The sequence below is a fragment of the Polymorphospora sp. NPDC050346 genome (genome assembly GCF_040655695.1).
Taxonomy (GTDB): Bacteria; Actinomycetota; Actinomycetes; order Mycobacteriales; family Micromonosporaceae; genus Polymorphospora; species Polymorphospora lycopeni.
The window spans coordinates 227426-241276 of the sequence record NZ_JBFAKM010000007.1 but is presented as its reverse complement, the minus strand read 5'-3'; the positions used below and the strand labels follow the sequence as shown (position 1 = coordinate 241276).

At 71.9% G+C, this 13851-nt stretch carries 13 protein-coding genes; 3 read left to right on the top strand and 10 right to left on the bottom strand.

What is annotated here, in order from left to right:
- Positions 1 to 3: 3 nt before the first annotated feature.
- The gene (locus AB0I42_RS10335) at positions 4 to 1221 is read right to left on the bottom strand and encodes an acetoin utilization protein AcuC (protein WP_357536018.1); all 1218 of its coding nucleotides are present in this window, start codon (positions 1219 to 1221) and stop codon (positions 4 to 6) included.
- A 142-nt stretch (positions 1222 to 1363) separates the two neighbouring features.
- Positions 1364 to 2194, bottom strand: a complete 831-nt coding sequence (locus tag AB0I42_RS10330; RefSeq protein WP_357536064.1) for a sulfurtransferase — start codon at positions 2192 to 2194, stop codon at positions 1364 to 1366.
- A gap of 144 nt (positions 2195 to 2338) precedes the next feature.
- Between AB0I42_RS10330 and AB0I42_RS10325 the strand changes: the two genes are divergently transcribed.
- Positions 2339 to 3031, top strand: coding sequence for a metal-dependent transcriptional regulator (locus AB0I42_RS10325; RefSeq protein WP_357536016.1), 693 nt, complete (start codon positions 2339 to 2341; stop codon positions 3029 to 3031).
- Positions 3032 to 3084: 53 nt separating this feature from the next.
- Here the strand turns inward: AB0I42_RS10325 and AB0I42_RS10320 are convergent, their stop codons facing one another.
- The 4 genes from AB0I42_RS10320 to AB0I42_RS10305 all read right to left on the bottom strand — a co-directional run bounded on the left by AB0I42_RS10320 (position 3085) and on the right by AB0I42_RS10305 (position 6165).
- Positions 3085 to 3648 (bottom strand): hypothetical protein, encoded by a 564-nt coding sequence (locus tag AB0I42_RS10320; protein WP_357536014.1) that lies wholly within the window; start codon positions 3646 to 3648, stop codon positions 3085 to 3087.
- Between the two features lie 101 nt (positions 3649 to 3749).
- On the bottom strand, positions 3750 to 4946 hold the full coding sequence (gene lhgO / locus AB0I42_RS10315) for an L-2-hydroxyglutarate oxidase (protein WP_357536012.1): 1197 nt from the start codon (positions 4944 to 4946) through the stop codon (positions 3750 to 3752).
- A gap of 9 nt (positions 4947 to 4955) precedes the next feature.
- Positions 4956 to 5243, bottom strand: coding sequence for a DUF5522 domain-containing protein (locus tag AB0I42_RS10310; RefSeq protein ID WP_357536010.1), 288 nt, complete (start codon positions 5241 to 5243; stop codon positions 4956 to 4958).
- A gap of 55 nt (positions 5244 to 5298) precedes the next feature.
- On the bottom strand, positions 5299 to 6165 hold the full coding sequence (locus tag AB0I42_RS10305) for a PP2C family protein-serine/threonine phosphatase (protein ID WP_357536008.1): 867 nt from the start codon (positions 6163 to 6165) through the stop codon (positions 5299 to 5301).
- A 233-nt stretch (positions 6166 to 6398) separates the two neighbouring features.
- Here AB0I42_RS10305 and AB0I42_RS10300 point away from each other — a divergent pair, with 233 nt between their 5' ends.
- Together AB0I42_RS10300 and AB0I42_RS10295 are read left to right on the top strand one after the other, a co-directional pair.
- Complete coding sequence (locus tag AB0I42_RS10300; RefSeq protein WP_357536006.1) at positions 6399 to 7061, top strand: TetR/AcrR family transcriptional regulator; 663 nt, start codon at positions 6399 to 6401, stop codon at positions 7059 to 7061.
- Positions 7062 to 7201: 140 nt separating this feature from the next.
- Positions 7202 to 8746, top strand: coding sequence for an MDR family MFS transporter (locus AB0I42_RS10295; protein ID WP_357536004.1), 1545 nt, complete (start codon positions 7202 to 7204; stop codon positions 8744 to 8746).
- Positions 8747 to 8818: 72 nt separating this feature from the next.
- On the opposite strand, the gene AB0I42_RS10290 is transcribed toward AB0I42_RS10295, so the two are convergent.
- From AB0I42_RS10290 to AB0I42_RS10275, 4 genes are all read right to left on the bottom strand, one after another.
- A complete protein-coding gene (locus AB0I42_RS10290; protein WP_357536003.1) occupies positions 8819 to 9481 on the bottom strand; it encodes a class I SAM-dependent methyltransferase in 663 nt (220 codons plus the stop codon).
- 156 nt (positions 9482 to 9637) lie between these two features.
- Complete coding sequence (locus AB0I42_RS10285; protein WP_357536001.1) at positions 9638 to 12508, bottom strand: vitamin B12-dependent ribonucleotide reductase; 2871 nt, start codon at positions 12506 to 12508, stop codon at positions 9638 to 9640.
- Positions 12509 to 12562: 54 nt separating this feature from the next.
- Positions 12563 to 13078 carry a transcriptional regulator NrdR gene (gene nrdR, locus AB0I42_RS10280; protein WP_357535999.1) on the bottom strand — a complete coding sequence of 172 codons (516 nt, stop codon included), beginning with the start codon at positions 13076 to 13078 and terminating at the stop codon, positions 12563 to 12565.
- Between the two features lie 306 nt (positions 13079 to 13384).
- Positions 13385 to 13591: a hypothetical protein gene (locus AB0I42_RS10275; protein WP_357535997.1), complete on the bottom strand. Its 207-nt coding sequence runs from the start codon at positions 13589 to 13591 to the stop codon at positions 13385 to 13387.
- Positions 13592 to 13851 lie beyond the last annotated feature (260 nt).

Below are 13851 nucleotides of genomic sequence, written 5' to 3'. Positions count from 1 at the left end.
CGGTCAGTCCCTCGGGTCGTGCGGATCCAGGCCGTGCAACGGGAACACGGCCCGGCGGGTGGCCATCACGGCCCGGTCGACGGCATCGGGCTCGCCGGTCGGCTGCCACGGCTCGAACCGCACGTCGGCGTCGTCGGTCATCCGGATCGGCACGTCGCTGCCCGGCCGGCGGGTCAGCGCCAGCGCCCGCCAACTGGCCGGGGTCAGCGTGGCCGGGTCGATCGGCTCGCCGGTGGCCGCCGCCAGCAGGTGCGTCCACGTCCGTGGCACCACCTCGACGAGCGCGTATCCGCCGCCGCCGGTCGCCACCCAGCGGCCGTCGCACAGCTCGTCGGCCAGGGCCCGCATCGCCAACTGGGCGGCCCGCTGCCCGTCGACGGACAGCCGGAGATCGGCCAGCGGATCGGCCCGGTGGCTGTCGGCGCCGCACTGGCTCACCAGGATCTGCGGCCGGAACGCGCGCAGCACCGAGGGCACCACCGCGTCGAAGGCGCGCAGCCATGCCACGTCACCGGTGCCCGGCGGCAGGGCCAGGTTGACCGCGCTGCCCTCGGCGCCCGGCCCGCCGGTCTCGTCGGGGAAGCCGGTGCCCGGGAACAGCGCCAGCGGGGTCTCGTGCACGCTGACGGTGAGCACCCGCGGGTCACGGTAGAAGATCTCCTGCACCCCGTCGCCGTGGTGCACGTCGATGTCGACGTAGGCCACCCGCTCGGCGCCGAGGTCGAGCAGACGGGCGATGGCGACCGCCGGGTCGTTGTAGACGCAGAAGCCGGCGGCGCGACCGGGCATGGCGTGGTGCAGCCCGCCGGCGACGCTGACCGCGCGGCGGGCCCGGCCGAGCCAGACCGCCTCGGCGGCGGTGAGGGTGGCGCCGGCGATCAGCGCGCTCGCCTCGTGCATCCCCTCGAAGACCGGGTTGTCGCTGGTGCCCAGGCCGTAGCCGGAGAAGAAAGGGTCGTGCGGCGCGGCGCGCACGGCGTGCAGGTAGTCGGCGCGGTGCACCCGGGTCAGCGCGGCGTCGTCGGCCGGTTTCGGCGCCGCCACCGTCACCCCGGGACGGTCGAGCACGCCGAGGTCACGGGCCAGTGCCATGGTCAGCTCGACCCGCACCGGGTCGAGCGGATGGTCACCGAGGTCATAGGACAGCAGGGCGTCGTCCCAGACCACCAACGTCTCGCACCGGTCGGCCGTCGCCCGGCCGGCCGACGTGCCACCGCTCACCGACGTGCCGCCATTCGCCGACGTGCCCTCTCCGACATGCCGCCATCGTCGCACGCCGGCCGGGGGACGGCCGGTCGCCCGGCGTCGATCAAGGCCGCCCGGTCCCGGCGGCGACCAGGGCGGCCGCGGCCCGGCCGCCGGTTCAGTCCGGTCCGTCGCCGGTCGCGACCGGGCGGGCCGGGTCGGTCACCCACCCGCTCCACGACCCGACGTAGAGCGCGGCGTCCGTCCGGCCGGCCCGGTGCAGCGCGAGCACGGTGTGGGCGGCGGTCACCCCGGACCCGCAGTACGCGCCGACGCGTACCCCGTCGGTGACGCCGACCCGCGCGAACCCGGCCCGCAGCGCGTCGGCGGGCCGTACCCGGCCGTCGGCGCCGACATGCTCGGTCGTCGGGAGGTTGACGGCACCGGGGATGTGCCCGGCCACCGGGTCGACCGGCTCGGTCTCGCCCCGGTAGCGCGCCGGCACCCGGACGTCGATCAGCACGCCCCCACCGGCGAGCCGGGCCGCCGCCGACGCGTCGAGGACCGGCAGGCCCCCCGGACGGACGGTGAAGTCGCCCGGCTCCGGCTCGGGCACCGCCGTCGTCACCGGCTCACCGGCCGCGACCCACGCCGCGAACCCGCCATCGAGCACGCGTACGTCCTCGTGACCGGCCCACCGCAGCGTCCACCAGGCCCGGGCCGCGGCCTGGCCCTCCCCACCGTCGTAGACCACGACCGGCCGCCCCGCCCCGATCCCGGCCGCGCGCAGCACTCCGGTCAGGGCCGCCGGGTCCGGCAGCGGGTGCCGACCGCCCGCGCCGGGCGGCCCGCACAGTTGCGTGTCGAGGTCGACGAAGACGGCACCGGGCAGGTGGCCGGCGGCGTAGTCGTCGCGGCCGGGCGGGCCGGCGAGCCGCCAGCGGACGTCGAGGACGACGGGCGGCCGGGCCGCCCGGAGCGACGCGGCGAGGGCAGCCACGCCGACCAGGGGATCGACGGGTACGCCGACAAGGGGATCGATGGGAACGGACACGTCGAACAGTCAACACCATCAGGACCGCCGGCGCCCGTTCCGCAAGAGGCTGACGTCCTGTTTATCGGGGTAGGATCGAGGCTTGGGAGGACACCTGCTGTGAACGACCTCGTCGACACCACCGAGATGTATCTACGCACCATCCTCGAGTTGGAGGAGGAGGGTGTGCCGCCGTTGCGCGCGCGCATCGCCGAACGGCTCCGTCAGAGCGGCCCCACGGTGAGCCAGACCGTGGCCCGGATGGAACGCGACGGGCTGCTCACCGTCGAGGGCGACCGCCACCTGCAACTCACCGAACTCGGCCGGGCGAACGCGGTCTCGGTCATGCGCAAGCACCGGCTCGCCGAACTGCTGCTGGTCAACGTGATCGGGATGCCCTACGAGGAGGCGCACGAAGAGGCCTGCCGGTGGGAGCACGTGATGAGCGACGCGGTCGAGAAGAAGGTCTACGACCTGCTGAACCGGCCGACCCGCTCCCCGTACGGCAACCCGATCCCGGGTCTGGAGGCGTTCGGCGCGGCCGAGCCCGGGCCGGCCGGCGCACCCCCCGCGCCCGACGGCGAACGCAACCTCGCCTTCCCGGGGCTGACCGGGCAGGTCGTCGTCCGGCGGATCTGCGAGAGCGTGCAGACCGACGCCGAGGTGCTGCGCCAGCTGCACTCCGCCGGTGTCGACCCCGGCGTCACGGTGACCGTCGCCCAGGAACGGGACGGGGTAACGATCGACCGCTCCGGTGACAAGATCCGGCTGCCGCGCGAGGTGGCCTCGCGGGTCTTCGTCGCCGCGCACTGAGCCACGCCGCCGACGCGGCCCCGGGCAACCGCCCGGGGCCGCGTCGGTTGTGGCTACTTGGGAAAGTCGGCGACCTTCGGCGCGACCTGCCGGGCCAGCTCGACCAGTTTCGGCGCGAGTTCGTCGGCGGCGGACCGCTCCGGCCCGACCGGGAACGTGTACCGCAGGGTGACCAGCCGTCCCTCCCCGGTGAGCCAGCCGACCTCGGCGGCGGCACCGTCGTCGCCGGCCGGCGCGGTCGTCGACCGGTACGCGCCCTTGCCCAGTTCCTTGACGGTGGTCGCTCCCTTGGGGACCATCTCGCTGGTGAAGACCCCCTGGTCGGCGCCGGTGGCGGTCAGCGACAGCACGAGATCGGGCCGGCTGGCCCCCTCGTCCTGCACCACACAGGTACGGGTCTTCTGGTGCTCCATCGCCGCCGCGACGGTGAACCTGGTGCCGGTGGTCTCCTCGATGGCGGCGTAGTCGAGCAGTACGCACGCGCCGCCGGCGATCGATGCCGGCAGGGCGGTGACCACGGGCGGCGGTGCCGGTGGCGGCGGTACGGCCGCGGCGTCGGATCCGCACCCGGCCAGCAGAAAGAGACCCATGCCGATCATGCCGGTGCGTGCGCGCACTGGCCACCTCCAGACGTACGGCCGCCGGCGCGGCGGTCCGTCGGACACCGTACGCACTCCGGCGCCGTCACGAAAGTCCGGTACCGCCCGGCGTGTCCGCTCTAGCCGGCGGCCGGTGCCGGCAGGCCGGCGACGATGTGCCGTGCGATCTCCAGAGAGCTGGTCGCGGCCGGCGACGGCGCGTTGAGCACGTGCACCTGGCGGTCGCGGCGGAGGATCAGGAAGTCGTCGACGAGCCCGCCGTCGGGCGCGATCGCCTGGGCGCGTACGCCGGCGGCACTGGGCACCAGGTCCGCGGCGGTCACCTCCGGCACCAGCCGGGCCAGGCTTTCCGCGAACCGGCGGCGGGACAGCGAGCGGCGTACCTCGGTCAGGCCGTACCCGAGGTGCCCGCGTGCCAGCCGCCACAGCCCCGGATAGCCGGCCAGGTCGGCGACGTCGCGCACGTCGAACCGTCGCCACGAGTAGCCCTCGCGGGCGGTGGCCAGTACGGCGTTGGGCCCGGCGTGCACCGAGCCGTCGATCATCCGGGTCAGGTGTACGCCGAGGAACGGGAACCGTGGGTCGGGCACCGGATAGATCAGCCCACGGACCAGGTCCCGCCGGTCCGGCCGCAGCTCGAAGTACTCGCCGCGGAACGGCACGATGCGCGCGGGCGGGACGACGCCGGCCAGGCGGGCGATCCGGTCGGCGTACAGGCCGGCGCAGTTGACCACGACGTCGGCGACCACGTCACCGTCGGTGGTGCCGACGACCTGCTCCGCGCCCCGGGTGGTCAGCGCGGTGACCCGGGTGCCGAGGCGGACCCGCGCCCCGGCCTTCTCGACGAGTGCGGCGAGCGTCGTGCAGACCGCGGTGAAGTCGACGATGCCGGTCGACGCGACGTGCAAGGCGGCGACGCCGCGCACGTGCGGCTCGTACTCCCGGGCCTGCTCGCCGCTGATCAGCCGGACCGGCAGGTCGTTGGCGACGGCCCGCTCGTGCAGGGCGCGCAGCCGGGGCACCTCGGACTCGTCGGTGGCCACGATCAGCTTGCCGCACACCTCGACCGGGATGCCGTGCTCGGCGCAGAACCGCACCATCGAGGCGCTGCCGGCCCGGCACAGCCTGGCCTTGAGGCTGCCCGGCTTGTAGTAGACGCCGGCGTGGATCACCCCGGAGTTGTGGCCGGTCTGGTGGGCCGCCACCCGCGGTTCCTTCTCCAGCACGGTCACCTGGGCGTCGGGATGTTCCTCGGTGAGCCGGTGGGCGGTCGCCAGCCCGACGATGCCGGCACCGATCACCACGTATCTCGCCATGGGCGCACGCTACCGGCTGGGCGTGGGGTCGGGGGCCGGTCCACCGGGCGGCTCGTCGTCGACGTACGGGCAGTGCCGGCACCCCCGTCCGCAGCAGGTCCCCCGCCTGGCCAGGAAGGCCGCGGTCAGCACGAACAGTCCGGTGTCGGGATCCCGATAGCCGGCGTCGCCGCCGCGGAGCGCCGCGGCGTGGGCGGCGAGGATCCGGTCCCGGGCCGGATGGTCGGGGGCCAGCCGTGCCGGATGCGGTTCGGTCAACGGCCGGCCGGCCGGTGACAACCGCCGCTCCCCACGCACCCTCCGACCCTACGCCCGACCGCTGTCGGGCCGACTCCGGCCCGGGTACGACCCGTCAGGCGGGCACGCTCACGACCAGGGCGGCGGCGTCGTCCGGTACGTCGACGGCGGCGGCGGTCAGCAGTCCCTCGAGCCGGTGCACGACGGCCGGCGCGGTCGGCCGGGCCGAGCTGCGCAGGAGCCGGCAGAGCCCTTCCACCTCCAGCCGACCGCCGCCCAGCTTGGCGTCGGTGACCCCGTCGGAGTAGAAGACCAGCGCGTCGCCGGGCTCCAGCCGGATCTCGACGACCCGGTAGACGGCACCGGGCAGGCAGCCGGCGATCAACCCCGTGCAGTCCACCGGCCGGGCGTGGCCACGGCGGGTGACGATGGGCGCGGGGTGGCCGGCGCTGGCGACGACGACCGAGGCGGGCCCGCCGGCGCGGGTGGGTGGCCGCAGCCGGGCGACGGTGGCGGTGCACAGCAGTACGTCGTCGCGCAGCTTGTCGGTCAGGATCGCGTTGAGGCGGGCGAGCGCGTCGGCGGGGCCCAGGTCGAGGGTGGTGGCCGTACGCAGGGTGTAGCGGGTGAGCGCGGTGAGCGCGGCGGCGCCGGAGCCCTTGCCGACGACGTCGCCGAGGAACATCCCCCAGCTGCCGTCACCGAGCGGGAAGACGTCGTAGAAGTCGCCACCGACCGGTTCGCCGTGCGCCGGGCGGTAGTAGGCCGCGGCCTGCATGCCGGGCACCTCGGGTACGGGTGGTGGCACCAGCCGGTCCTGGAGTGTCTCGCCGAGCCGGGTGAGTCGCTGCCGTTCGGATCCCCGTCGGTCGGCGACGGGCCGTGGGTCGACCTCGTCGGCGACGAGCGCGGCGATGGCACGCAGGCCGGCCAGGTCGTCGACGGGGCGTTCCCGTTCGGCGATTGCCGTCGAGCGAGTCACGAACCGCCCCTTTCTACCGCATTTCAGCTACCCAGGGTGCACGTTGAGTAGCGGTTAGTACATCCAACGTAGCCGCGCTACGCCGAGCCGCCAGGGTGATCCGCGAGTTGGCACCCTTCTTCCGAGGCCCGCTCCACCGGACGGCCCATGCGATCCCGACCGACCGGCCCCCGTGTTTCCTTTCACACCGTGAAACTTTGCGGGGAATGAACCAAGCTCCCTACGCTGTTGCCATGACCAGTCCCGGCACGGCCCCCACCGGCCGTCGCGACCGCAAGAAGCGGGAGACCCGGGACGCGCTCATCAACGCGGCGCTCCGACTCGCCGCCGAGCGGGGCGTCGAGCAGGTGACCGTCGAGGAGATCAGCGACGCGGCCGACGTGTCGTCGCGCACCTTCTTCAACTACTTCTCCAGCAAGGACGAGGCGATCACCGGCCGTGACCGGCTGGCTGGGCAGCGCCTGCGGGACCGGGTCCAGGACGCACCGGCGCACCTGAGCCCGCTCGAGGCGCTGCGGCTCGCGGTCCACGAGGAACTGGCCAGGCTGGAGGACGACAAGGAGGGCTGGCGACTGCGGATGTCGGTCATCGGCAGCAGCCCGCAACTCCTCGCCCGGCTGACCAGTCTCGGCCAGGTCGAAGAGAGAGAACTCACCAACGCGATCGCCGAAAAACTCGGCGCGGATGTCGGCCGGTCCGCGTACCCTCACCTGGTTGCGGCCGCCGTCGGCACGGCGGTACGCGTCGCCCTGGCCCGCTGGTGCGCCGAAGGCGAGTCCAGGCCACTGCCCGCCCTGGTCGACGAAGCCTTCGACCTGCTCGCCGCCGGCCTGGCGGCCCCCGCCACCGACCCGGCCGGTCCGACCGGCCACCCGACACCGCGCACGCCGGTCTGACCGGCACCACCACCGCGCGACCGGTCCCCGTGGGGCCGGTCACCGACCTGTTCGACCCGCGCCCCGACGCGCCGCTTGAGAGAGACGACCGTATGACTGCGACAGCCTCAGCGCCACTCACCGCTGCGGACAGCGGGAAGATGAACCGCCGGGAGGTGCTGGAAGCCCTGTCCGGGCTGATGATGGGCATGTTCGTGGGCATCCTGGCCAGCACCGTGGTGGCCAACGCCCTGCCGCGCATCATCTCCGACCTCGGCGGCAGCCAGTCCGTCTACACCTGGGTTGTGACGTCCGAACTGCTCGCCATGACGGTCACCGTGCCGCTGTGGGGCAAGATGGCCGACCTCTACAGCAAGAAACTGCTGATCCAGATCTCGCTCGGGCTGTTCGTCGTCGGGTCGCTGATCGCCGGCTTCACCCCGAACGTCGAGGTTCTGATCTTCAGCCGGGTCGTGCAGGGCATCGGCGCCGGTGGCCTCACCGCCCTTGCCATGATCATCATGGCCGCGATGATCTCCCCGCGCGAACTGGGCCGCTACGCCGGCCTGTTCGGCGCCGTGTTCGGCGTCGGCACCATCGCCGGCCCGCTGATCGGCGGCGTACTGGTGGACACGTCGTGGCTCGGCTGGCGCTGGTGCTTCTTCATCGGCGTGCCGATCGCCCTCGGCGCGATCCTGCTGCTCCAGCGGACCCTCAAGCTTCCGGTCGTGAAGCGCCAGGTCAAGATCGACTACCTGGGTGCGCTGCTGATCACCGCCGGCGTGTCCACCCTGCTGATCTGGTCGACCCTGGCCGGCAACCAGTTCGACTGGCTCTCCGGTTGGACCGCCGGACTGGTCACCGCCGGCGTCGTCCTGCTCGCCCTCGCGGTGCTGGTCGAGTCGCGGGCCGAGGAGCCGATCATCCCGCTGGACATCTTCCGCAACCGCACCGTCGCCCTCGCCATCGTCGCCAGCATCCTGGTCGGCGTGGCCATGTTCGGTGGCACCGTCTTCCTGTCCCAGTACTTCCAGCTCTCGCTGGGTAAGTCGCCGACCGTCGCCGGCCTGATGAGCCTGCCGATGATCTTCGGCCTGCTGGTGTCGTCGACCGTCGCCGGCGGCCTGATCACCAAGTACGGCCGCTGGAAGGGATACCTGGTCGCCGGCAGCGCAATCATGGTCGTCAGCCTGGTGCTGTTGTCCACCCTCGACGCGCAGACCTCGATCCTGGTGCTGTCGATCTACATGGCCCTGCTCGGCATCGGGGTCGGCATGATCATGCAGAACCTGGTGCTCGCCGCGCAGAACGACGTGCCCGCGGCCGAACTCGGCGCGGTCACCTCCGCGCTGACGTTCTTCCGCAGCATGGGCGGCACGGTCGGGGTCAGCGCCCTGGGCGCCGTACTGGCCAACCGGGTCAACAGTCTGATGACCGAACAGCTCGGCGACGCCGCGGGCGGCGGCACCGAGGGTGGCGGCCACGCCGTACCCGACCTCTCCATGCTGCCCGAGCCGGTGCTGCGCATCGTGCAGGACGTCTACGGCACCGCCACCGGTGACCTCTTCCTGGTCGCCGCCCCGTTCGCGGTGCTCGCCCTGGTCGCGGTGCTGTTCATCAAGGAGAAGCCGCTGAAGACCAAGACCGGCGCGGAACGCCTCGAGGAAGAGGAGCGCGCCGCCGCCACGGGCGCGGGCATGCACTGACGCCGTACGGCACGACACGAGGGGGAGGCGACGCACCGTCGCCTCCCCCTCGTCGTGTTCCGAACCACCGGGTCAGCCCGGGCTGCCCGCACCCCGCTTGTGCGCGATCACCAGGCCCTGCGGGGTCTTCTCCGTCCCCTCGCGCTCCTTCACCGTCGTGGCCCACGGCTCGAAGCCGGCGTCCCGCAGCAGGTCGGCGACCTCCTCCGGCCGCTGCCGGTGGAAGGCCAGGTCGACCGGCCGACCGAACGCCTCGGTGTGGTGGCTCCGGTCGTCGCCGACCTGGAAGGCCAGCATCAGCTGCCCGCCGGGAGCCAACACCCGGCGAAACTCGGCGAAGATGGCGGGCCGCAACTCCCACGGGACGTGGATGATCGAGTAGTAGGCGAGCAGCCCGCCGAGCGAGGCATCCGGCAGGTCCAGGGCCAGCATCGACCCGACCTCGAACCGCAACCCCGGATACGTACGGCGGGCCAGCGCGATCATTCCCGGCGAAAGATCGATACCGGACGCGTCCAGCCCCAGCCGGTCCAGCAGGATCGTGACCCGACCCGGACCACAGCCGACATCGGCGACGGACAGGTTGCCGGTGGCGCGTACCCGCTCTGCGAAGATGGCCAGCAAGGCCCGGTCGAGGGGGCGCTCGTCCAGGTCGGAACGAAGCCACTCGGCGTAGTCGACGGCCATGGAGTCGTACGAGTCACGGGTGGTGGCGAGGAACGCGTGATCAGACACCCGGGCAGGCTAGTCGGCGTGGCGGCCGCGATCCGACCCGCCACGGTCAGAAGGTGGACCCGTGGCTGACCGACGGCCGACGGCCGGCTCCGGGACCGTACGTGGTCCCGGAGCCGGCCGTCGTCGAACCGTTCGACCGCCAGCGGCGTCAGGCGCTCAGCTGCAGCCGGAGGTGGAGCCGCAGCCCTCGCAGACGTAGCAGCTACCGGCCGGGCGCATCTTGGTGCCGCAGGTGAAGCAGAGCGGCGCGTCGGCCGCCTTGCTGGTCACCGCCTCCAGCAGTTCGGTGGTCGAGCCGACCGCCGCGACCGGCTTCGCCACCGTCTCGGCCGGCGCCGCTGGGGCGGGGTCGGTGTCGCTCTTCGTCTCGATCGGCGCCGACGCCGCCATTCCGGTCAGGTCGACGCTCGCCGCGGCCTCCGCCTCGGCCTCGGCGCGCAGCTGCGCGGCCCGCTCCTTGGCGGTGAAGATGCCGAGTTCGGCGCGGCGCTCGTACGGCAGGAAGTCCAGCGCCAGCCGGCGGAAGATGTAGTCCATCACCGAGGCGGCCATCCGGATGTCCGGGTCGTCGGTCATGCCGGCCGGCTCGAAGCGCATGTTGGTGAACTTGCTGACGTACGTCTCCAGCGGCACGCCGTACTGGAGGCCGATCGAGATGGCGACCGAGAAGGCGTCCATCACGCCGGCGAGGGTCGAGCCCTGCTTCGACATCTTGAGGAAGACCTCGCCGAGGCCGTCGTCGGGGTACGACGACGCGGTGAGGTAGCCCTCGGCACCGCCGACCGAGAAGGAGACCGTCTCCGACGGACGCTTCTTCGGCAGCCGCTTGCGGACCGGCCGGTATTCGATGACCTTCTCCGGCTCCGCGGCCGCGGTGACGGCCGGTGCCGCCTCGGCAGCGGCCTTGGCCGGCTTGGCCGCCGACAGCGGCTGCCCGACCTTGCAGTTGTCGCGGTAGATCGCCAGCGCCTTGAGGCCGAGCTTCCAGCCCTCGAAGTAGATCTTCTCGACGTCCTCGACGGTGGCCGCCTCCGGCATGTTGACCGTCTTGGAGATCGCGCCGGAGATGAACGGCTGCACCGCCGCCATCATCCGCACGTGGCCCATCGGGGCGATCGACCGCTCACCCATGGCGCAGTCGAAGACCGCGTAGTGCTCGGGCTTGAGGCCGGGGGCGTCGACCACGTGGCCGTTGTCGGCGATGTGCTCGACGATCGCCTCGACCTGCTCCTCGGGGTAGCCGAGGCTGCGCAGGGCGCGCGGCACGGTCTGGTTGACGATCTGCATCGAGCCGCCGCCGACCAGCTTCTTGAACTTGACCAGGGCCAGGTCGGGCTCGACGCCGGTGGTGTCGCAGTCCATCATCAGGCCGATGGTGCCGGTCGGGGCGAGCACCGACGCCTGGGCGTTGCGCCAGCCCGACTTGTCACCGATCTTGTTGCCGACGGTCCACTGCTTGGTGGCCTCGCGGACGATCGCGGTGGCGACGGTGCCGGTCGGCTTGATCTCGTCGTTGGCGGCGGCGTGCTTGCGCATGACCCGCTTGTGCGGCTCGGCGTTGCGGGCGTAGCCGTCGTACGCGCCGACGATGCCGGCCAGCTCGGCGGAGCGGCGGTAGGCGGTGCCGTGCATCAGCGAGGTGATGGCGGCGGCCAGCGACCGGCCGCCGTCGGAGTCGTACGGCAGGCCGGAGGCCATCAGCAGGGCGCCGAGGTTGGCGTAGCCGATGCCGAGCTGCCGGTAGGCGCGGGTGGTGTCACCGATCTTCTCGGTCGGGAAGTCGGCGAAGCAGATCGAGATGTCCATCGCGGTGATGACGAACTCGACCGACCTGACGAACCGCTCGACCTCGAACCCGCCGTCGGCGCGGAGGAACTTCATCAGGTTGAGCGAGGCCAGGTTGCACGACGAGTTGTCCAGGTGCAGGTATTCCGAGCACGGGTTGGACGCGGTGATCCGGCCGGTCTCCGGGCAGGTGTGCCAGTCGTTGATCGTGTCGTCGTACTGCAGGCCGGGGTCGGCGCACTCCCAGGCCGCCAGGGCGATCTTGCGGAAGAGGTCCTTGGCGTCGATGGTCTCGATGACCTCGCCGTTCAGCCGGCCCCGCAGGTCGAACGTGCCCCCGGTCTCGACGGCGCGCATGAACTCGTCGGAGACCCGGACCGAGTTGTTGGCGTTCTGGTACTGCACGCTGACGATGTCGGCGCCGCCGAGGTCCATGTCGAAACCGGCGTCCCGCAGCGCGCGGATCTTGTCTTCCTCGCGGGCCTTGGTGACGACGAACTCCTCGATGTCGGGGTGGTCGACGTCGAGGATGACCATCTTGGCGGCCCGCCGGGTGGCGCCGCCGGACTTGATCGTGCCGGCCGAGGCGTCGGCGCCACGCATGAAGCTCACCGGGCCGGAGGCGGTGCCGCCGCTGGAGAGCAGCTCGCGGGAGGACCGGATCCGCGACAGGTTGACCCCGGAGCCGGAGCCGCCCTTGAAGATCAGCCCCTCCTCCTTGTACCAGTCGAGGATCGAGTCCATCGAGTCGTCGACGGCGAGGATGAAGCAGGCGCTGACCTGCTGCGGCGACTGGGTGCCGACGTTGAACCAGACCGGCGAGTTGAAGCTGAAGACCTGGTTGAGCAGCATCGAGGTCAGCTCGTGCTCGAAGATCTCGGCGTCCTTCGGCAAGGCGAAGTAGCCGTGTTCCTCACCCGCCTTCCGGTAGGTCTTGACGACCCGGTCGATGAGCTGGCGCAGCGACCACTCCCGCTCGGGGGTGCCGACCGCGCCCCGGAAGTACTTGGTGGTGACGATGTTGGCGGCGTTGACGCTCCACGAGGTCGGGTATTCCACGCCCCGCTGCTCGAAGTTGACCGAGCCGTCCCGCCAGTTGGTCATGACGACGTCGCGCCGCTCCCAGGTCACCTCGTCGTACGGGTGGACCCCCTCGGTCGTCCAGACCCGTTCGACCTTGAGCCCCGCCGTGCTCACGGTCCGTGTGCGCCCTTTGCTCGTCGTCACGCTCTCCCCCGACATCTCATAGCCCCCTTGACACACGCGGCACCCGCCGCGCAACGATCGGGATGAAAATCAGCTGGTCCGGTCAGCGGCCGGCGCCACGCCGGCGGCTCCCGCCCCGTTCGCGGTCCGGAACCGTTCGGCCGCGGCGACCCGCAGCGCCTCGATCTCGCGTTCGAAGTCGTCGAGCGACTCGAACGAGCGGTAGACGCTGGCGAACCGCAGGTAGGCCACCTCGTCCAGTTCGCGCAGCGGCCCGAGGATGGCCAGGCCGACCTCGTGGCTGGGCAGCTCGGCCGCGCCCTTGGCCCGTACGGTCTCCTCGACCTTCTGGGCGAGCAGGGCGATCGCGTCGTCGTCGACCGGCCGGCCCTGGCACGCCTTACGGACACCGCCGATGATCTTCAGGCGGCTGAACGGCTCGGTGACGCCGCTGCGCTTGACCACGGCCAGCACCGCCTCCTCGTGGGTGGTGAACCGCTTGCCGCACTCGGGGCAGGACCGCCGCCGGCGGATGAGCTGGCCGTCGTCGGCCTCGCGTGAGTCGACGACCCGCGAGTCGGCGTGCCGGCAGTACGGGCACCGCATCGCCGAGTCTCCCTTCCGCCGGTGGGCCGCGCCGCCCCACCGAGGTCCGCGCACGCCACGGGACAGCGGCCGGCCGCCGGGCGGCGAACGTCGCTGTCGGTGGTGCGTGCGGAGGTGCGGTGGGCCGTCGGGCCGACCTGTGCTCAGCGCCAACCGGAGCTTCCGATGACACCTTGGAAGATCCCGGTGACAGTCTGGAAACCCAACCTGTGGCTGACTTACATCCCTGTGACTACTACATCTAGGGGTCGACCGTATGCCGCCGAGGGGCGCCGGTCAAGTTGACGGGCCGGTCGCGGCGCGTCGTCACCCATCCAACAGATGGGGTCGCTCTGCGGTTACCGGCACGCCGGCCACGGACCCATCCGAGGCCCGCGCCGGCGGCGTCCCCAGGGCCGCGACCGCGGCCGCCACCAACACGAAGAACAGCACCACCACAACCCGACCGCGACGGGTGAGCCTCAGCCGCGGCGCCTTCCGGGCCGGCGCGACCTGCACCGACACCATGGTCACCTCCAAGATCCTACGACCATCGTTCGAACGCGCGTACGATGGGTCTATCAGAACACGTGTACTGATGTCGAGCATTCGCAAGCGACACGCCGACGCCACGTCGTACAGATGTTTGAAACTGGCCGATCCCACCGATACGGTCATGAGCGACCGGAGCCCACCGATTCCGCGACAGGGCGATCCGATCACCCCAGCGAAACCGACCGGCCCCACGAACACAACCGCTCAGCACCACCCCCCGATACGCACCACGAGCCGAC